A 19991-nucleotide genomic window follows, 5' to 3' on the forward strand; every position below is an offset into this window, starting at 1 on the left:
AGTCAAGCAACAGCGGCACAGAGATTTAAGTGTAGTCGGGGTTGGGCTTTGGGGCCTGGTTTAACAATATTCAAATTCGGGCGATCGGGATCTGTAAAATAGGCATTGCGGTCAGGTTAAATATACTTTTAGCTGTCACTCAATAATCGGCTAAAAATATAGTTAACAACTGTCAACCATCTGAAGTGTAGTATAATATACAGATATTATAATTAAAGTGCGATCGACTATGCTTGCTCTATCTCCAGAATTAAAAGAAAGGTTAGCAACTCCGCTCAAAATCGGCGATTTTGAAGTTAAAAGCCGCGTCCTGCAATCGCCCTTATCCGGCGTTACCGATTTGGTATTTCGTCGCCTAGTGCGCCGCTACGCCCCGGATTCGATGATGTACACGGAAATGGTGAACGCTACGGGTTTGCACTACGTGAAGCAACTGCCAAGAATTATGGAAGTTGACCCGAACGAGCGCCCGATTAGCATTCAATTGTTTGACTGCCGGCCGGATTTCTTGGCAGAAGCGGCCCAGAAAGCAGTCGCAGAAGGAGCGGATACTGTTGATATTAATATGGGCTGTCCGGTTAACAAAATTACTAAAAACGGCGGCGGTTCTTCCCTGCTGCGAGATCCGGAAACGGCCGAGGCAATTGTGCGGGCTGTTGTGGAAGCGGTAGATGTTCCTGTCACCGTTAAAACTAGGATTGGTTGGACTGACAAAGAAATTAATATTTTGGAATTTGCGAAGCGGATGGAAGATGCGGGAGCAAAAATGATTACCGTGCACGGCCGCACTCGATCGCAAGGTTACACGGGCCCGGCAAAATGGGAGTGGATTCGCCGAGTGAAAGAAGTTTTATCGATTCCAGTTATTGCTAACGGGGATATTTTTTCAGTGGAAGCAGCGATGCGATGTCTGGAAGAAACCGGCGCAGATGGAGTGATGTGTTCGCGGGGAACTTTGGGCTATCCTTTTTTGGTGGGAGAAGTTGATTATTTCTTGAAAACTGGTGTGGAAAAGATAGCTCCGACACCAATTGAACGCCTCGAATGTGCTAAGGAACATTTGCGGGCTTTGTGGGAATATAAAGGTGAAAGCGGTGTTTGCCAAGCGCGCAAGCACTTAACCTGGTATGCTAAGGGTTTCCCGGGCGCTGGGGAATTGCGGGGCGTGTTGGCGGTGGTAGAAACGGTTGAACAAGGTTGCGATTCGATCGATCGCGCGATCGAGCAATTGCCCGCATAAACCTTACCCGCAGATGTCAATTAGGGATTACAGAAACAAAACCCACCTCTGCGGGCTAAGATTTAAGACACAGTTAAAAATTTGTGTGTGGGGGAAAGCATGGACTCATTAAAAGGGCGAGATTTATTAAGTCTGGCTGATTTAAGCATAGATGAATTAAATTATTTGCTGGATCTAGCAACCAGTTTAAAATCGGGAATGGTGAAGCTGAAACGCAATAAAGTTCTCGGCTTGTTATTTTCTAAAGCTTCAACGCGAACGCGGGTAAGTTTTACAGTAGCAATGTATAAATTGGGAGGGCAAGTGATTGACCTAAATCCCAACGTTACACAAGTCAGTCGCGGCGAACCTTTGGTAGATACAGCCCGGGTTTTAGACAGATATTTAGACATTTTGGCGATTCGGACTTTCGAGCAAAAGGATTTAGCAACTTTTGCCAATTATGCGAAAATTCCTGTGATTAATGCGCTGACAGATGACGAACACCCATGTCAAGTGCTGGCGGATTTAATGACAGTAAAAGAGTGTTTTGGCAAGCTAGAAGGATTGACCCTAACTTATTTTGGTGACGGTAACAACATGGCGAATTCGTTGATGTTGGGCTGTGCAATGACGGGGGTAAATGTCAGAATTGCTTGTCCCGAAGATTTCAAACCAAATTCGGAGATTGTGGAAAAAGCTAAGGCAATTGCTCAGGGAAAAACAGAAGTTACTGTGACTGCTGATGCAGAAGCTGCTGCGAAGAATGCTCAAGTGATTTATACTGATGTTTGGGCGAGTATGGGACAGGAAGAGGAAGCAAAAATCAGGATTCCTTTGTTTGAGCCATATCAGGTAAATGAACAATTGCTGAAGTTAGCAGATAAGAATGCAATTGTATTGCACTGTTTGCCCGCACACCGGGATGAAGAGATTACCGATGCAGTGATTGAGGGCAGTCAATCGCGCGTTTGGGATCAGGCAGAAAATCGGATGCACGCTCAGCAAGCTTTGCTCGCAAGCATTCTCGAAAGCGATTAGGAATTAGCTAAAAATTGGTCTTTCAAGCGGTTTTTAATAGTCCCTTTAGGGCGGGTGAGGAGCAACTGCCCACAAGAAAATTTAATTTTTGTGGAACGGGCATCTTGCCCGTTATTAATGGGGTTTTCAATTGGATATAATTGGTGGCAGCATTTCTTGAATTGCGATATTGAAAGCGGGAAATTCCAGCGGTGAAATGCTCGCAGTTTCCCCAAGAATTACTTCGCTTTGATACCCATCAACTGCGGGTTCTCGAAAAACGTGCAATTGTCGATCGCCCACATTTAGCACCCAATAATCGGCAATTCCCGATCGCGCATAAGCTTTGGCTTTAATTTCGCGATCGAAAGTTAAGCTGCTGTCTGCCACTTCGATAATTAGATATACTTCTGAGGGAGTGGGATGGTGAGTCGCATAGTCAAAAGGATCGATTCTGACTACGGCGATATCCGGTTCGGGTTCAGAATTGTCATCGAGTGCGATCGGGCTTTTATTATAAACAGCAGCCTGATTTCCCAGAAGATTGTGCAGCCGGCTAGCAGTGCGTCTAGTGGCGGAAGCGTGAACAGTTCCTTTTGCACTTATTTTTATAATATTTCCTTCAATTAATTCGACTCGTTCTTCTGGGTAAAAAATTCCGATTTCTCCCAGCTTGTGATACTCTTTAACTGTCCATTTACGGAGCGTAAAAGGGGCTTCTGTTATTAGCATATCTCGATTGATAAATTTATAATTTGATGTGGGATGATTTTATTTTAGCTTATGATATTAACTGATTTAACTGGTTCCCAGGCTCTGCCTGGAAACCGATATCTAGAGGCTCTGCCTCGCAAGCTTTTATGGAAATTGGAGGCAGAGCCTCCGGATCTGCGTTACCAGGCAGAGCCTGGTAACGAGTAGAGTTGACCCCCTACAAACGAGCAAAATTCGCTTTTGTTACTTCGCCCGCAGCAACATTAACTGTTTCTTGAATTTGACTTCCGTCAACTTTCAACTGATAAGTTCCCGGAGAAAGCTCGATCGCCCCAAACCATCCTTTACCATCGGCGCGCAGTTGACGCACCGGGCTAGCACCATCGATCGACTGCAATGTCAAGCTCGCACCGTCGCAAGTTTGAGCGCACTGCTGCAAATTTCCGGTGATCGCACCTGTAGTCGGCCGCGACTTCCAAGGCATATCGGGAACGGCTGCTGCTGTCGCCCACACCGGCTGAGTTTCAACGGTTTTGCCCGTAGCGCCGTCAACGTATTGACTCGGCTGCGAGAGCGCGGTATAAAACCAATCATTGCTCTGCGACAGGTATTTCCAAGGCTGGCGGGGCAAATCTCCGCTGCCGCCCGATCGCAGTTCGACATTGGTGTACACGTTGCTGCTAGCGTAGGAATAGAGCACCGTACCTGCGACGTGATTTCCTTTCGCAGACGGCTGTTCGGCGCGACGAATCTGGCCTAGAGTGTCTTCGATGTAGTTGAGGTAATTGCCGGGGCCGATCGCAATTTGGCGGTTGTACTGGTGGTCTTTGGCGTACTCGATCCAGTTGTCGTAAGCGAGTTTTTGCGATCGTTTGTACTCGCGCTGGTAAGTCATCGGCATCGCCATGTCTACGATCCCTTCTTCCAGCCAAGCGCGCCAATCCTGCAATACTTCTTTGTACGGCTGCGTTTGATACCATCCTGCGTCGTTTTTCGGGCCGTCTCCCCAGGCGATCGTGGCGGCGGTAATTTTAACACGCGGTTTAATCGCAAGGCTTTCTACATAAAGCTTCCGCACTAAATTTGTCACCTGATCGCGCCGCCACTGCATCCACGCGGGATCGGTGGGTGCGGGTTTGCCCGATCGACCTGTTTGCTGATTGAAACGGGCGATCGCAGTTGGATTGTAACCCCAAGTCGGCCCGCCGTAGCGCACATAATCCAACTGTACGCCGTCCACATCGTAACGCTTCAGCAAATCCAAATAGACGGAAACAGTATAATCTACGGCGTCTGGATGGCCGGGATCGAGATAGCCTTGGGCTTCCCCACCGTAAGTCAGCATTGCCCAATTGTCGCTGCCGGGGGCCGAAGGCCCGTGTTGTTGCCAAACGTGACCGGCGGGAAGTTTTGTGCCCGAAACCACAGGCAGCGTCACCATCCAAGCGTGTACTTCAATGCCTGCGGCGTGGGCTTTGTCAATCAAATCTTGCAGGGGATCGAAACCGGGGGGAAGGTTGGGATCGAGGGTGCGGGGTTCGATCGCACTCGTGTAAAAAGCATCGCCACGGCGGCGGACTTGGGCGACGATGGCGTTGGCATTTGCCCGCTGCGCGTCTGCGATCAATTTTGTGACTTCTTGAGGGGTTTTGAAGCCGGGGTTGAAGGCGTCCACCCAGAAGGCGCGAAATTCGGCGGTTTGGGTTTGCGGGGGCATAGTTGCGTTAGCGAAGCCCTCGAAGAGGATCGCCCGGGATGGGAAGTTTGAGAACCAACCAGGAGTCAGCAGAAAACTAATTGTTAAGCCAATCAGGAACAAGCTTGACAAAAAGAATGTTTTGGTATTTCGCATGAGAAGTGTGTGAGAGAGCGTTTAACAGTCCTTTACAGACTTTTGGTTTGAGCGTCCGCTTGACATTTTCGCACATCTTTGCGTTAAAGCAACTTATGGGGTCAAGCTGTGTTCTGGAATAGCGATCGCTTATACTGAACTCTGGTATTTTGTATACGATCACTCTATTTTTTCAATGTACGAACGCACTGATAGTGAGATAGAAGCAATTCAAGAACTTCTTTCGCCACACTTTGGGACTGGCTTTGAGCCTGACGAACTAGCAAATAGCGAACAGATAATAATCCAACAGGTATTGGAATACGTAGGTAGCCGATTTACCCGGATGAAGTATATCCTCGGTCTTGCCCTTGATTTTGCGATCGTCGCACAGCGTCTATCTAATGTTGATGACTCTGCCAAAGAATTAAGAGAGCAGCTTACAATTGAAGAATTATTTAAACGTTACCAAGTTGTCACTGAACGGGGAGAACAACAGGCAAATACACTAACTTTAAAATTTGCTCAATCTACTCAAGTAGGTATCCGACGTATAGAAGAGTCAATTGTTCAATTTTTTCACAGTTTAAATCGTTCTAAATATCCCAGTGCTTATGTTTACAATACAGGTCAATGGCAAAAGTTTCAAGACCTGCTGATTCTGTGTTTTCGTCTGTCCGAGTCTGGACGCTTTCAACTCTGCCAAAAACTTATTGATTTTGGTCTTGAACGATTGCAAAAGAACATATTTGTTACTAGAGAATCGTTACGAGTTCGTTTATTTCCCGAGATAATAAACAATTACCCGCGCAGCGATCCAGATGAGAATGGGGGTTTAGTTTTTCAAGCCATTGCTTGCGGTTATTTCAAAGCCGATCGGCCTCATCTCAGCTTTGTCGTTGATAAGGTACGAACAGGGTCGTCCAGACAGCGCCGTTTTGGAGATATTGACTGTTATTACGGTCTGGATCTAGAAATATCCATAGAAGTAAAAGACTGCCACATTTCGCTTAAAAACCTCAAGCAACAATTGGGAAGTTTCCAGAAACAAGTAACAGGCAATCAAATTCTTGGCGTGGCTTTTGTACTTTCCATAAACAGCGAAGCGCGTTCTCTACTTAGCGACGACGGCATCATTCCGTTCGCACAAGACGAGCTAATTAGATCCGTGAGGATCTGGGATTGGCCAAAGCAGGATGCTGCTGTGCATGAAATGCTTCACTATCTTGCTCACGTTGAACAGAATCCTAGTGCTGTTGCCAGGCTACTAGCATTTATCGGCGAGCGAGATCCCGAACACAACTCTCTTACTTATTATCAAAGTTAAACTATGATTTCAAGAGCAAGCTGAATGGGAAACTTTAAGTCGGCATTGAGCGACTTTACTTTTTGCGATCTGGCTCTAAAAATTTCATCATCTGAGTGGCTTTGATAAGCCTTGACAACTTCCTTGCCTACCGCCAATCCTAGTAGTGGCGGTACGGCATTTCCGACTTGAAGGTACTGTGATGTTCTCGAACCAATAACCTCAAAATCATCATCAAAAGATTGCAGCCTCAATCCTTCGCGGACAGTCAATCCTCGATGCTGACTAGGATGAGTAGCTCGTGCAGACGAAGGTTTTCTCATGTTAGATGTTACAGCAATAGCTGGTTTATTACTAGCTAGTCGAGCATAGCTATTGTGAAAACCGCTGGCTGGTTGAAGGCGCTCGGGAATAGACTTTCGGTTTCCACCATCTGGGATATACTTCAGAATTTCAATTAACTTTTGTGAATGATTGGCAGCCTCGTGATGTAGCAGTATGTTGGCGGTCTTGCGCCTAGCTATTTGATAGTCAGTTTGTGGCATACTCTGGTAAGATTTACATATTCCTCCAGCATTTAATGGCGGTAGATCTGAAATTGCATCAGCTACAGTCACATAATAGTGAGAAATTGGCACTGGAAACTCAGGCGGCAGCAATCCATCAAGCCAACCTATAAAAAAAGCACGTTTTCGCAGTTGGGGTACGCCGTAGTCAGCCGCCTTTAAAAGGCGACATTTCATGTGATAGCCGATATCAGCAAAGCTAGCGATGACTGAATCGCGCACTTTGCCAGACTGCATTACCAGCATTCCTTCAACATTCTCGATAATGACATAAGCAGGACGAATTTCAGCCACCAAGTCGCGAAAATTGCGCCATAAAGAATTGCGAGGATCTGTTATCTCTCGCTTGCCAACAGTGCTGAATCCTTGGCACGGTGCTCCCCCCGTAATAATGTCGATTTCTGCTGCCGAAATTTTAAAGAATTCCTCTATTTCGGAAACAGTTGTCTGGGTTAAGTCAGATACCAGACACGGAAGTGGAGATAGGTTGCGTTCAAAAGTTTGTTTGGCGTTTTCACAGTAATCTATGCCGCCGATCGCTTGAATGCCAGCACGTTTAAAACCCAGAGTTAACCCTCCCATGCCGCAAAATAAGTCAAGGCTGCGCGGAAAACGCTTGGTTTGAGTTTTTGTCATCGTCAGCTACCTCCTGATAGTTTCCACCGGGAAAGTTGTAGATTTTCGCGTCCGCTTGACATTTTCGCACATCGGTGAAATTTTGGGCGAAAATAAACTGAACAGGCGATCGCACTTTTTGAACAAATGATACTACCGCACTTTCAAACCCTAGCCCTTCCGGGTAACAGCTACTCAACTGCAAGCAATTTACTCGATCGAGTAGATGGCTGGCGCCAAGAAGCAACCCGAAAGTTGCAGCAAAGCCAGAGAGGAGAAAAGGGACAATTTTTAACACCTTCCTCAGTCGCAAGTTTGATGGCGGGAATGTTTGAATTTAACTGTCCCGATATATCGCTTTTAGATGCCGGGGCTGGTATTGGTTCCCTGTTAGCAGCCGTTGTTTGCGAACTTTGCCAGCGCCCAAACAAACCGCACAGCCTTCACGTTACAGCTTATGAAATTGACCTTATTTTGATTGAATACCTCAAGCAAACCTTAGAATTGTGCAGTATTGAATGTCAGCATTTTGGGATATCTTTTACCTGTGAGGTTCGCGAAGTTGATTTTATTCAAGACAGCGCCGATATGTTGCAGCCCAATCTATTTACACAACCAGTAAAACGGGAATTTACCCATGCAATTATCAATCCTCCCTATGCCAAAATAGACGCTAAATCCCAAGCCAGAACCTTGCTGCGTTCTATAGGACTAGAAACCAGCAATCTCTACGCTGGCTTTACAGTGGCTGCCGCTTACCTGCTCAAACCAAACGGTGAATTAGTATCGATTACTCCCCGCAGCTTTTGCAACGGTTTATACTTTCGAGATTTCCGCAAAGTATTCCTTCAAATGATGGCTTTACGCCAACTACACATCTTTGAATCCCGACAGTTGCCATTTCGCGATGATGCGGTGCTGCAAGAAACTATTATTGTGCGCGCCACCAAACAAATAGAACAGCCAGATACTGTACTAATTACCTCAAGCAGCAGCGTGGGCGACGACCTGGTTTTGTCTCACCAACTGCCCTATACCGCCCTAATTAATCCCAAAGATTCCGACCAATTTATTCGGATTTTACCGGATTCTCTCAGCCAGAAAGTAGTCGAGCAAATAGCTCAATTTACTTGCACCCTAGAGGAATTAGGCTTAACAGTTTCCACCGGAAAAGTTGTAGATTTTCGTGTTCGCTCTGACTTGCGACTAAAACCTGAGAACGGTACAGTTCCGCTGATTTATCCCGCACACTTCTCCGCTGGCGGTGTTGAATATCCCACAGCCACCAGAAAGCATCAAGCTTTAGCTGTCACGGAAAAAACTGCGGCACTCCTCGTACCTAACGAACATTATGTTTTGAGCAAGCGCTTCTCGTCAAAGGAAGAGAAAAAGCGAATTGTTGCAGTTGTCTGGGATGCCAATAAAATTAATAGTTCTCGCGTTGGCTTTGAGAACCATTTGAACTACTTTCACCAACAGGGACGCGGATTAGACCTCACCCTGGCGCGGGGATTGGCCGTTTATCTAAATTCGAGCTTGGTAGATGCGTTTTTCCGACTGTTCAACGGACACACTCAAGTTAATGCTACGGATTTACGCACTTTGAAGTATCCTAATCTAGAGCAATTACTTTTACTTGGCGCTCAAATTGGAGAAATATTTCCTACACAGCGGGAGATTGATCAACTTGTCGAGAGACAACTGCTTAACCCGACAAATCCGTTAGAAAATAGCCCAATGACAATCAAGAACCGTATTGATGAATCTCTAGAAATACTTGCAGCGCTGGGTTTTCCAAAAGGTCAGCTTAACCCACGTTCCGCCTTAACCCTTCTGGCTTTGCTTGACCTCAAGCCAAAGGATGCTTGGGAATCGGCGAAATCTCCACTTCGGGGAATCACACCAATTATGGAATTTATGGAGCAGGAGTACAGTAAAAAATATGCACCAAATACGCGGGAAACTGTGCGCCGCCAGACTGTGCATCAGTTTTTAGATGCAGGTTTAATTGTTGTTAATCCTGACAGTCCCGAACGTCCGGTCAACAGTCCAAAAACCGCATACCAGATAGAAGAAAGTGCTTTAGAACTGTTGCGAACCTATGGCATTTATGATTGGGACAAGAATGTTCGCGCTTACCTCCTTCATTTTAAGGGAGAAAATTTTTTGCAGGGTTATTCCAAAAATAGAAATATTTGTGAGTCAGAAGGCTGCTAAAATACACTGTTTATATGGCTGCCGCTGGCATCGGAATGACATATACTGTGATGCAAGCAATTTAATTAACCGGAATTGTCGATCGCACTCAGTAAATCAAATAAGTAACTAGGTAAAATATCTCTGCAATGGAAAAAAAGCATAACGCTGGATTGTGGGTATCAGTATTATACTTCGCTCAAGGTCTCCCTTACACCGTCGTTAATTTAATGTCGGTGATTTTTTTGAAAGGTATGGGAACCAGCAACGAGCTCATCGGATTGACAAGTCTGTTGTCTTTTCCTTGGGTTTTAAAAGGTTTGTGGGGCCCCGTGGTTGATTTGTATTCCACCAAACGCAAATGGATTTTAACAACCGAAATCCTTTGTGCTTTTCTGTTTGCTTTCCTAGCTTTTGGTGTATTGACGCCGGCACCGATTATTATATCACTTGTGATCTTTACGGCGATCGCCTTTGTGTCAGCTACCCACGACATCGCCATTGACGGATTTTATTTAAACACTCTCAATAAAGACCAACAAGCACTATTTGTCGGTGTTCGCAACACGGCTTATAGAGGTGCTGTCATTGCCGGAAGCGGTGTATTGGTTTTCTTAGCCGGGAAACTGGCCGAAAACCATTTAGTCGCCGGAAATACAGGCGACACCAAAATATATCAAGACATTCCGCTGTCACTTTTCGGTTCGGATTTTAGCGTGTCTGCGCTTAACTACGGATGGGCGACAGCCTTTGGCATTTGCGCGATTATGTTTGTGCTGATATATCTCTTTCAGCGGTGGTATCTTCCCTATCCTAGAAATTACGACCTAGAATCCGGCGCCCCCCAACAAACAACAAGCTTTATCGAAGCCTTTAAAACTTATTTTCAGCAAGATAAAATTGGTTGGATTGTTACTTATGTCTTGATTTTTAGGTTAGGCGATGCCTTGACGTTTAAAATGGCTCCGCCATTTTTAATGGATAAAGTGGAGAAAGGAGGATTAGCAGTTTCTACATCGGACATGGGTCTGTTATCGGGTACGATTGGGGTAATATTTCTGTTAATAGGAGGGTTACTGGGCGGCTATTTGATTGCCAAACAAGGATTGAAAAAATGGATGTGGCCGACGGCAATTCTCCAAAATTCAACTAACGTGCTGTATTGGCTGTTGGCAATCAATCAACCGGGGATTGAATGGGCTTATGCTGTAAACTCGATCGAGCAATTTACTTACGGACTTGGCGTAGCTGCCTATACAGTGTTCTTGATGCGGACTGTCCGCCCTGAATACGAAGCATCTCACTATGCAATTACAACGGCTTTTATGGCCGCAGGAGTGCTGATTCCGGGGGTTTTTAGCGGCTACTTGCAGGCGAGTCTCGGCTATCAAAATTATTTCTTGATGAGTGCACTGGCTGTCATTCCCGGTATGCTGACCATTTTCTTTCTGCCCCTAGAAGATGAGAAAAAATTGGCATCCATGCCCAGACCGGGACTTGACGATTTCGATTAATATCAAGTCCGGTCTCTATAACAATAATATCCGGGCGGGGGCGGGTTTACCCATGTCTGCACTTTTTTTTCGAGATTTCGGTGAACCCGCCCTTGGAGGAATATTGATGTTTTTAATCATAGAAGAGTATAAATTGTGCGTGTTTGTTTTCCTAAAATAAAATAAGGACACAACATTGTTGTATCCCTACCGAATATCTGTATTGCAAGCCGCCAACTAAATCGCCATAAAATCACTAGCTGTTAGCGGACTCCTGGGAATGCCAGGAATATTAGCTAGAACTTCGCCGTTACTGGCAATTTCGATAATCGTTGAAAAATCTCCTTCAGTAATTCTCACTTGGTTGAAGGTCAAACCTCCGCTCAAACCGATTAAATCTTGACCTTTTTGAAAGTCTACAAGTGTATCTGTACCGGCGCCTACTCCTAACACCATTACGTCGCGTCCAGCGCCACTAATTAAGAGATCCGCACCCGCTCCACCAATGAGCGTATCGTCTCCTTCTGCCCCGTTCAAATTGTCATCCCCTTTGCCACCTAATACCAGGTCGTTGCCGGTGCCAGCGCTGATAATATCGTTGCCTTTGTTGCCGCTGAGAGTGTCGTTTCCCCCATTGCCAGTGATAATATCGTTCTCTCCAAAACCTGATGCTGTATTGTTGGCATCGTCGCCGACTAAATTATTAATTTGGGAGGGAGCTAGAGCAGTTTGCATTGCTGCAACGTTTGCTAAAAATGAGGTTCCCGGAGTGGTTCTTAATTGTTCTAAACTGCTGCGCGATTGCAGCGATGTTCCCAAGGCGGGCAGTGCAAACTCTAAGCCAGCTAACAATTCTAAGTAATCTGAATCTGTAAAAGTGAAATCCGGGCTGCTCAACTGGTCTACAGTGATTTCTGTCTGAGTCAAGCCGGGAGGTGGAGAAGTTAACAAACCGCTTTGCGTGTGCTTGTCCAAGACAAGTAGCGGGTTGATACTCGGGTTAGTAAATGCTTGAAGAACTACTTGTCCGGGGATAAAAGCTTCTCCGCCTAAACTAACAAAATCGCCCGCGACTACGTAGTGAGTTACATTTTTTCCGGCGCCGACTTTCTGCGTGAATGTATCGACTGTACTTTGATCAACTCCGGGAGAATTGAAGGTGACAACATCTCCAATAGTAGATGTGAATTCAGTGGCGGCTAGTTGCGTTAGAGCGCCGCCCAAACCGTGTCCCAGAAGGTCGGGGGGCAAGCTGCTGGGGTTTTTGGCTGTATCTTGACTGATTTGGGTTAGCCAATTTCCTAAGGCTTCTTTGTTGGCTTCAAATTGGTTGAAACCTGTGCCGCGCGGGTCTCCGTTGGCAAGATCGTCTACGGGCGAGTCGGTGCCGCGAAATACTAAAACGGGCGGTTTGTCTGGGGTGGTGGAAATTAAGCCGATCGCGTGAAATCCAGTTCCGGGATCGTCAAAGGTGCGATCGATTTGGTAGCCAGCAGCGGTCAAACCCGTTTGAACTAAACTTTGAGACTGGGGGTCGTTATCTATGTAAACAAGTTGCTTGGCTATAGTTTCGTAAGCGGCGGGGGAGGAGGGCATATTTTTTTTATTTCCTGTCGTTTGATGGGTAATTAGGTTTTCAGCTACTTAACTAAGTTTACTATAAACTTCGTTTATTGACCATATTAATTGGTCATTTTTAGTGGCTTTTTAGGGGCCAATTGAGGAGAGATTTTTTAATAAAAAAAAACAATCTCGTGACAAAACCCATGTCGGTTTCGCGCCACCAAAACTACCAATTTTTATCCCCCTCAAGCTATACAAAATCTACCCGGGTAATAGCGCTGGCACCTACGCCTCTGAGAATAGCAAGAACTTCCCCAGTAACCGGGATACTAATTAAAGCTCCGTCACCCGCTTGGGTTACTATAACTTGAGGAAAAGTTAGACCCCTCGACAGTGTAATTAAATCTTCACCATCTTGAAAATCTAAAATCACATCTCCTCCGCCGCCGGATTCCAATACAAAGCGATCGCGCCCCGCACCACCAATTAAAAAATCGTTGCCAAACTCGCCGGAAACCAAATCGTTTCCGTCGCCACCCTCCAAATAATCGTTATCTCTGCCGCCGTACAAGAAATCGTCGCCATCACCACCGATGATGCTGTCATTACCTCGATTCCCTCTGAGAGTATCGTTACCGCCGTTGCCGATAACTGTATCCTCTCCCGGGCCGCCGGTAGCAATATTGTCGCGAGCGTCGCCTGATAAATAATTCGGTTGTAAGGGAGCTAAACCGTACTGCATTTGTCTGATTAACTGCACAAAAGAAAATTCTGGTGCTGTTCTCAAACTCTCTGCACCGCCTCTGCTTCTGATTGGGATTGACACATTGGCCAGGGGAACATTTAGGGCCGCGATAAATTCGTTAAAATCCGAGTCGTTGTTATAAGTAAATTCGGGACTGTTTAATTGTTCTACAGAAATTTGCCTCTGGAAAAAGCCCACGGGCGGAGTAGTTAACAAATTTTCCGTTCGATGTTTTGCCAAAACAGTTAAGGGATTAATACTCGGGTCTGTAAAACTTTGGATAAATACTTTTCCCGGGATAAATGCTTCCCCAAACAAGCTGACTACATCTCCGCTGACAATGTAGTGACTGACATTTTTGTTGCCTGCCCTGCTGAGATTTCTCCGAAAACTGGTGAATGTACTCGCTGACACTCCTGGAGAGTTGAAAGTAAAAATATCTCCGGTCAGAGATGTGTATTCGGTTGCTACAAGTTGAGCGACTGCTCCGCCCCAACTGTGGCCGATGACATCGGGCAATAATTTGCTGGGGTTTTTATTTGTATCTTGACCGATTTCTGTTAGCCAGTTTTTGATATTATCTTTATTCTTTTCAAATTCAGGTAAACCAATGTCCCGCGAGTCGGAAAAGATTGCGTCGCCGTCGATGAAGTCTGTACCTTTAAATACGAGGGCTGGCGGTTTTTGGGGATAGAATGAACCGAACCCGATCGCATAAAAGTTTGTTTCTGGGTCGTCGAATATGCGATCGATATAGTAGCCATTAGTATCTAGGAAACGCGAAACTTCATTTTGTTCGTTAGGTTTTTGATTCAAAAAAACAATTGATTTAGCCAGAGCTTCATAAACAGCAGGCGAGGCACTCATAATATTAGATGTTGTGGTTGTTGTTATTTGCGATCGCTCTCTTCTTGAGCTAAGTGTCCAATCAACCATTATAGCTGACAATATTTTATGGTACACTTGATAATATCAACTCAAGAATCAAGTTTTTGCGGTTATGGCAATCATTCGTCAATACATTGCTCCATTAATAGCGATATTAGTATTTTTCCTGGCTCTGGTGGCAGTCAGCGCTCGCATATTTTTGCCGGCTGACATGGCTGCCCCGGCACCGATTGAGGAAGCGATCCCCCAAAAGCAAGCGGCAGTAGTGAATCCAATTTTCTTGGGGCTAAATTATTCCGCTTTGCGTATCCGGTGAGCTGATGTCTGCTCAACTAATACCCGGCTACGGGCTGCGCTCAGGATCTGGACTCGATCGGGCAAAACTGGTAAAGTTTATGCACCGGACATATCGAGAGCTTTACCCGGATGGGGAATTGGGACATTTAGCTCAAACTGTCGAGCAGTATTTTTCTAACCAGACGCCGGTTTGGTGGGTAGAGTGCCAGAAAAACAGCCAGGAAGAGGCAGAAATTTTGCCGGTGCTTCCCTCGCAGCCTCTCAATCCACAATCTCAAGTCCAAAATCTTAACTCGGTTGTTGGATGTTTATGGTTGGGAAATGCGATCGACCAAACCACCGGAGAACGCTACGCTCACATTTTTTTGCTGTACGTAGCACCGGAACATCGCCGTCTGGGGATCGGTGCAGCTTTAGTTATTCATGCTGAAAATTGGGCGCGCGAAAGGGGCGATCGGCAAATTGGTTTGCAAGTATTTCTGAGCAATCAGCCGGCGGTGAATCTCTATCAAAAATTAGGCTATCAAAGTCATTCCGTCTCGATGCTCAAGTCTCTTTAAAAAATAAAAGGTAATGTTTGTAGTAAGGACGAAGAGTTTTGATACAGAAAGAAGCTGAAAACTTCGTGACTTTATGGGGACTGAAGTCTTGACTACGAACTTTATGGAGGAGTGAAGTCCTCACTATGAACCACATGAGGACTTCACTCCTCGCTCGGAATACTTTTATTGGTATTATCCTAGTTGCTGTTGACCGTTGTTTGAGTTGCTCAGGAGCATCCTCAGTACGGTAAAGTTTTTTTATGCACAATAACGACTACTCCAACGCCCTTGATACTGACACGGAACTGGAAAGCCCTTTGGAGCAAATTTATGACTCCGAACCCCCGCTGCCAGATCCCGAGGAAATGCTGCCTTTGCTGGAATCCCCGGAACCTCAGCACCGGATGATTGCGGCGCGGGCTTTTTGCGAACTGCAGGACGATCGAGCAATTTCGCATTTAATTAATTTGTTGAGAGACGGTTGCCCCTTGGTGCGGGTGAGCGCGGCTTATGGTTTGGGGCGAAATCCGAGTCCCGATGCTGTGGAACCGCTGATTCTTCAGCTCAACCGCGATTGGAACGGTTACGTTCGCAAAGGGGTAGTTTGGGCCTTGGGAAATTGCAGAGATCACCGCGCTTTGCCATCTTTAATTGATGCTCTGAAAACTGATATTTCGGCGGTGCGTTTGTGGGCGGCGAGTTCTCTGGGTCAAATGGCAAAGGTTGGTTACTATGTGGTAATTACTGCGATTCCGCCGTTGATTCAAGCGCTGCGGGGAGATTCTGTATCTGCTGTGCGGAGCAACTGCGCTTGGGCGATCGGGCAACTGGCGCGCGAATTGCCGAATAATATAGTGTACGCTGGGGCGATCGATGGTTTGATTGAAGCTTTAGAAGAAGATGAAGATATGGGCGTGCGGGAAGATGCTAAATCTTCGTTATTGCGAGTCGGCGACCCGCGCGGATTGCAGATAATTGAAGACTTAGAAATGGAAGGACTTTTGTGATTTAAACGCCCCCATTACTAATGATGCCTTTCATCAGTGCTAAAACAAGTTTTGGGTTCAAAAAAATCTTTGGTTCGCCCCAGAGCAAAGACATTTTGATTAGCTTTCTCATTGCTATGCTCTATGACGCACAGCCAACCATTGAAGACTTAGAAATTATTGACCCTTACGCCGCGCCCAGCGTTACTGGATTAAAAGACACTTACCTGGATGTTAAAGCCAAAATTACAGGCAACAAAACTGTGATTATCGAAATGCAGGTAATAAATGTAGAAGCTTTTACTAAACGGGTAGTGTACAATGCCGCCAAAACCTACGCAACTCAACTCAGACCTAGGGAAGGATACTCTAAATTAAATCCTCTGATTGCTTTAACAATTACTGATTTTATTCTGTTTGAAAATACCGAAAAATTTCTCACTCATTTTGTATTTAAAGAACTCGAAGAAAACTTCGAGTATTATAACAGAGAAATAGAATTAGTGTTTGTCGAACTGCCCAAGTTTAACAAAGAACTAGAACAAGTCGAAAACATAATTCAAAGCTGGATTTATTTTATCAAAAATGCTCCTCTATTCGAGGAAATTCCTGAAAAATTTGCATCCATTCCCGAAATTCAAACAGCTTTTTCCATCGCCAGCCGAACTAATTTAACCCTTAAGGAATTAGAGGAATTGGAAAAGCGGGAAATGTTTTTTGAAGACCAGCGCGGTGCTATTATTAAAAGCCGCCAAGAAGGCATAATTGAGGGGCAAACAGCATTAATCCTGCGTCTACTCGTGCGGCGCACGGGTGAAATCCCACCAGAAATTCAAACTCGCATCCAGCAGCTATCTCTCGAACAATTAGATGATTTAGGAGAAATATTGTTAGATTTTAGCAGTCAAGAGGATTTGATAGCTTGGTTGGAATCGGCTTCAGCATGAATTTATAACTTTTGCAGTCCTGATACTAAATCCGGCTTTCTTTAATACCCCCTTCATTCTTTATTTGCCGCAGGCGGGCTGTGTTTGTTTAGTAGCGGTTTCAACCGCCGAGTTTCTAATCTAATAAGTCGGGTTCCCGGCGCACTATCATGTCATAAAGCGGTTGAAAGCTAAACCATCCCATGCGGTGAGAGCCTACTTGCTGCTGTGTTAAACGCGCACATTCTGGCTGGATGAGAATTGGTTTTCCTGCTGCTTCGGCCATTAACTGGGCTTGACAAGAACGTTCCATTGAAATAAACCACCAAGCTGCTTCATCTACTGTTTGACCTACTGTTAACAGTCCGTGATTTTGTAAAATAATAGCTTTTTTCTCACCTAAAGTTTTGGCGATGCGTTTAGCTTCTTCGATTTCCAAAACAACTCCAGTGTAATCGTCAAATAAAGCTTGGTCTTGATAAAAAGAACAAGCATCTTGCGTCAGCGGGTCAAGCAGGCGGCCCAAACTCGACCAACTTTTGCCGTAGGGAGAATGAGCGTGGGCTGCTGCAATTACGTCGGGGCGGGCGCTGTGCACTTGGGAATGAATGGCAAATGCGGCTTCGTTGACGGGTTTATTTCCTTCAACAACTTCGCCTTTGTGGTTGACTAAAATTAGGTCGCTGACTCGAATTAAACTAAAGTGCATTCCAAAAGAATTGACCCAGAAATGGTCGAGGTGTTCGGGGTCGCGGACTGTGATGTGTCCGGCAATTCCTTCGCTGAATCCGAAGCGGGCAAATAATCGGAATGCGGCGGCTAAACGTTGTTTGCGGTGGCGGCGTTCTTCTTCAAGTGAGTTGAATGTTGGGGGTTGAATGGTGACTTTGGGGATTTTTATTGCAACCATATATTTTATTAGTGAAAAGACGGGAGGCAGAGCCTCCGAATCGGCATTCCCAGTCAGAGACTGGGAACGAGATAATTGGGAATTGTGGGACAGGCATCTTGCCTGCCGTACTAACCTGGGATTTCACTGAGGCGCAAACCTGCGATGTTTTTGCAGTCAAAGGTAGCGTTGTTGCCGGGGAGACGTTCTATTAATTCGATGATTTGTCCGGCGGGGTTTTGCAGAAACCACTGGGTTAATGAGCCGGAGTCTAAAGGACGCTCTGATAGCGGTTTAAAGTTTTTGTTTTGCCATATTTTAGCAGCATTCTGCACGTTTTCGACTCGAATCGCGACGTGGTGAACTGCTTCTAATCCTCTTTCTTGCTGGAAGCGGTCTGTTTGGTCGCCGGCTGCGTGGGGCGCATCTAATACTACTAAGCCGCCTGCTGGCATTAATAAGGTCATTAAATGCAGCCACAAGTCGGAGGGAACATTAATGTTTTCCGCACAAAAGTTGAGCGGGAACAAGTCGGGGCCTTCAACTGTTTTGGCGCCGAAAGGGCGGAAAGATGCGGCGTAGTTTTCGAGTTCGGTTCGGGTGGGAAATGTGATGACAAAGTGGTCGATTGAAACTGCTTCGCCGTACAGGTTTGTCTCAAAAATCCAGTTGGTTAAAAATTCAGGATTGGTAAATTTTGGGTTAAGTTCCACCAAGCCATTTTTTTCTATCAAAGGTGAGTCAAGATGGCTGTCAGTGTGGTTCGGGAATTTTAGGGTTTTCAGCTTAAAGTTTTTCATGTGTTTGACCCCGATGTGGAAGGAGGCAAAACTGCGAATTTCTTCTACAGGCTCAACAGCAATCACATTTTGTGCCTCTTAATTCAAAAATAACACAAAATTTAATAATTGCCCGTGTAAATCGAGTTCATTTGCCGATCGCGTTCCCGGCCAACCACGCCGTAGTCCAAGCACTTTGGAAGTTGAAACCGCCCGTCACGCCGTCGATATCCAAGATTTCGCCAGCAAAGAAAAGTCCGGGACAGCGGCGGCTTTCCATTGTCTTGAAATCGACTTCTTTGAGGTTGACACCGCCGCAGGTGACGAACTCTTCTTTAAATGCGCCTTTTCCGGCAATCTGATATTCGCCTTGAACGAGTTCTAGCAGGAGGCGATCGAGGATTTTGTTAGATAAGTCGGCCCAGCGTTTTTGCTCATCAATGCCGATCGAACTTGTCAAACGTTCCCAGAGGCGGCGCGGCACCGGAAACGGACAGCTAGAGACAATCAATCGGTGCGACAACTGCGACTTCACCGCTAGCAGTTGCTGCCGCAAAACTTCCGCATTGTACTGGGGAAGCCAATTAATCAGCACAGAGGTTTTATAATGGCGATCGTGCAAAAATCTCGCACCCCAAGCCGAAAGTTTCAGTACAGCAGGCCCGCTTAAACCCCAGTGAGTAATTAGCAAAGGCCCGCTTTGTTCTAATTTAGCTCCCGGCAATTTCACCTTAGCATTAGGAACAGAAATGCCGGCTAAATCTTTGATTCTGGTGTCTGAAATATTAAAAGTAAATAGAGAAGGAACAGGCAGTTCTACAGTATTACCTAACTCTTTTGCCCACTTATAACCCAAAGGATTGCTGCCTGTAGCGAGAAGAATGCGATCGCACTTCAATTTCTCCCCCGATTTCAACTCAATTTCAAAACTAGGGGCGGTGTCTTCGTGTTCGCCCTCTGCCGTATTTCCTGTTAATTTCTTTACAGAAACTACTGCATCGCCGGTGCGAATTTTTACGCCTGCATCCTCAGCAGCGCGGATCAAACAGTTAACAATTGTCCCCGAATCGTCTGTGGTCGGAAACATTCGCCCGTCTTCTTCTGTTTTTAACTTCACGCCATGACCGGCAAACCATTCTACAGTATCGCGGGGTTGAAATCGAGTAAAAGCACCGCGCAGAGCTTTCCCACCTCTGGGGTAATTCTGCACTAAAACACCAGGGTCAAAACAAGCGTGAGTAACGTTGCAGCGCCCGCCGCCAGAGATGCGAACTTTTGCCAGGAGTTGCCGGCCAGCTTCTAGTAAAGTGACGCGGGCCTGAGGGTAGGTTTTGGCACAGGTAATTGCACTAAAAAAACCAGCAGCACCGCCGCCAATGACTGTAATTTTGAGCATTCGATCGGACAAATTATTTC

17 protein-coding genes are annotated in these 19991 nt (G+C 45.8%); 9 read left to right on the plus strand and 8 right to left on the minus strand.

The genetic code is table 11. From position 1 onward, the window contains the following. Window positions 1-229: 229 nt before the first annotated feature. Window positions 230-1240 (plus strand): tRNA dihydrouridine synthase DusB, encoded by a 1011-nt coding sequence (dusB, locus tag D0A37_RS13130; protein WP_242724764.1) that lies wholly within the window; start codon window positions 230-232, stop codon window positions 1238-1240. A 99-nt stretch (window positions 1241-1339) separates the two neighbouring features. Beyond that, complete coding sequence (gene argF / locus D0A37_RS13135) at window positions 1340-2260, plus strand: ornithine carbamoyltransferase (RefSeq protein ID WP_242724766.1); 921 nt, start codon at window positions 1340-1342, stop codon at window positions 2258-2260. A 126-nt stretch (window positions 2261-2386) separates the two neighbouring features. Here the strand turns inward: argF and D0A37_RS13140 are convergent, their stop codons facing one another. After that, entirely contained in the window at window positions 2387-2971 is a 585-nt protein-coding gene (locus D0A37_RS13140) for a Uma2 family endonuclease (RefSeq protein WP_242724767.1), read from the minus strand. A gap of 199 nt (window positions 2972-3170) precedes the next feature. Beyond that, entirely contained in the window at window positions 3171-4670 is a 1500-nt protein-coding gene (locus tag D0A37_RS13145; RefSeq protein WP_242724768.1) for a family 10 glycosylhydrolase, read from the minus strand. Between the two features lie 310 nt (window positions 4671-4980). Here D0A37_RS13145 and D0A37_RS13150 point away from each other — a divergent pair, with 310 nt between their 5' ends. Beyond that, window positions 4981-6111, plus strand: coding sequence for a hypothetical protein (locus D0A37_RS13150; protein WP_242724769.1), 1131 nt, complete (start codon window positions 4981-4983; stop codon window positions 6109-6111). Here the strand turns inward: D0A37_RS13150 and D0A37_RS13155 are convergent. Continuing rightward, on the minus strand, window positions 6108-7292 hold the full coding sequence (locus tag D0A37_RS13155) for a DNA cytosine methyltransferase (RefSeq protein ID WP_242724770.1): 1185 nt from the start codon (window positions 7290-7292) through the stop codon (window positions 6108-6110). The genes D0A37_RS13150 and D0A37_RS13155 overlap by 4 nt on opposite strands. A gap of 126 nt (window positions 7293-7418) precedes the next feature. Between D0A37_RS13155 and D0A37_RS13160 the strand changes: the two genes are divergently transcribed. Together D0A37_RS13160 and D0A37_RS13165 are read left to right on the plus strand one after the other, a co-directional pair. Then, window positions 7419-9488, plus strand: a complete 2070-nt coding sequence (locus tag D0A37_RS13160; RefSeq protein ID WP_242724772.1) for an Eco57I restriction-modification methylase domain-containing protein — start codon at window positions 7419-7421, stop codon at window positions 9486-9488. 128 nt (window positions 9489-9616) lie between these two features. Continuing rightward, the gene (locus tag D0A37_RS13165; protein ID WP_242724774.1) at window positions 9617-10981 is read left to right on the plus strand and encodes an MFS transporter; all 1365 of its coding nucleotides are present in this window, start codon (window positions 9617-9619) and stop codon (window positions 10979-10981) included. 216 nt (window positions 10982-11197) lie between these two features. On the opposite strand, the gene D0A37_RS13170 is transcribed toward D0A37_RS13165, so the two are convergent. Together D0A37_RS13170 and D0A37_RS13175 are read right to left on the minus strand one after the other, a co-directional pair. Continuing rightward, window positions 11198-12556, minus strand: coding sequence for a calcium-binding protein (locus tag D0A37_RS13170; RefSeq protein ID WP_242724776.1), 1359 nt, complete (start codon window positions 12554-12556; stop codon window positions 11198-11200). Between the two features lie 217 nt (window positions 12557-12773). Then, complete coding sequence (locus tag D0A37_RS13175) at window positions 12774-14135, minus strand: alpha/beta hydrolase family protein (RefSeq protein ID WP_242724777.1); 1362 nt, start codon at window positions 14133-14135, stop codon at window positions 12774-12776. 133 nt (window positions 14136-14268) lie between these two features. Between D0A37_RS13175 and D0A37_RS13180 the strand changes: the two genes are divergently transcribed. The 4 genes from D0A37_RS13180 (at window position 14269) to D0A37_RS13195 (ending at window position 16928) form a co-directional block, all read left to right on the plus strand. Further along, on the plus strand, window positions 14269-14472 hold the full coding sequence (locus tag D0A37_RS13180; RefSeq protein WP_242724778.1) for a DUF8624 family small hydrophobic protein: 204 nt from the start codon (window positions 14269-14271) through the stop codon (window positions 14470-14472). A gap of 4 nt (window positions 14473-14476) precedes the next feature. Beyond that, window positions 14477-15013, plus strand: coding sequence for a GNAT family N-acetyltransferase (locus D0A37_RS13185; RefSeq protein ID WP_242724779.1), 537 nt, complete (start codon window positions 14477-14479; stop codon window positions 15011-15013). A gap of 242 nt (window positions 15014-15255) precedes the next feature. Continuing rightward, a complete protein-coding gene (locus D0A37_RS13190) occupies window positions 15256-16002 on the plus strand; it encodes a HEAT repeat domain-containing protein (RefSeq protein WP_242724780.1) in 747 nt (248 codons plus the stop codon). Between the two features lie 23 nt (window positions 16003-16025). Beyond that, window positions 16026-16928 carry an Rpn family recombination-promoting nuclease/putative transposase gene (locus tag D0A37_RS13195; RefSeq protein ID WP_242725512.1) on the plus strand — a complete coding sequence of 301 codons (903 nt, stop codon included), beginning with the start codon at window positions 16026-16028 and terminating at the stop codon, window positions 16926-16928. 115 nt (window positions 16929-17043) lie between these two features. On the opposite strand, the gene D0A37_RS13200 is transcribed toward D0A37_RS13195, so the two are convergent. The 3 genes from D0A37_RS13200 to D0A37_RS13210 form a co-directional block, all read right to left on the minus strand. Continuing rightward, complete coding sequence (locus tag D0A37_RS13200) at window positions 17044-17817, minus strand: class II aldolase/adducin family protein (protein WP_242724781.1); 774 nt, start codon at window positions 17815-17817, stop codon at window positions 17044-17046. 110 nt (window positions 17818-17927) lie between these two features. Beyond that, window positions 17928-18662, minus strand: a complete 735-nt coding sequence (locus D0A37_RS13205; protein WP_242724782.1) for a VOC family protein — start codon at window positions 18660-18662, stop codon at window positions 17928-17930. A gap of 61 nt (window positions 18663-18723) precedes the next feature. After that, window positions 18724-19971: a BaiN/RdsA family NAD(P)/FAD-dependent oxidoreductase gene (locus tag D0A37_RS13210; RefSeq protein ID WP_242724783.1), complete on the minus strand. Its 1248-nt coding sequence runs from the start codon at window positions 19969-19971 to the stop codon at window positions 18724-18726. Window positions 19972-19991 lie beyond the last annotated feature (20 nt).

It is taken from the genome of Microcoleus vaginatus HSN003 (assembly GCF_022701255.1).
GTDB classification, from domain to species: Bacteria; Cyanobacteriota; Cyanobacteriia; order Cyanobacteriales; family Microcoleaceae; genus Microcoleus; species Microcoleus vaginatus_B.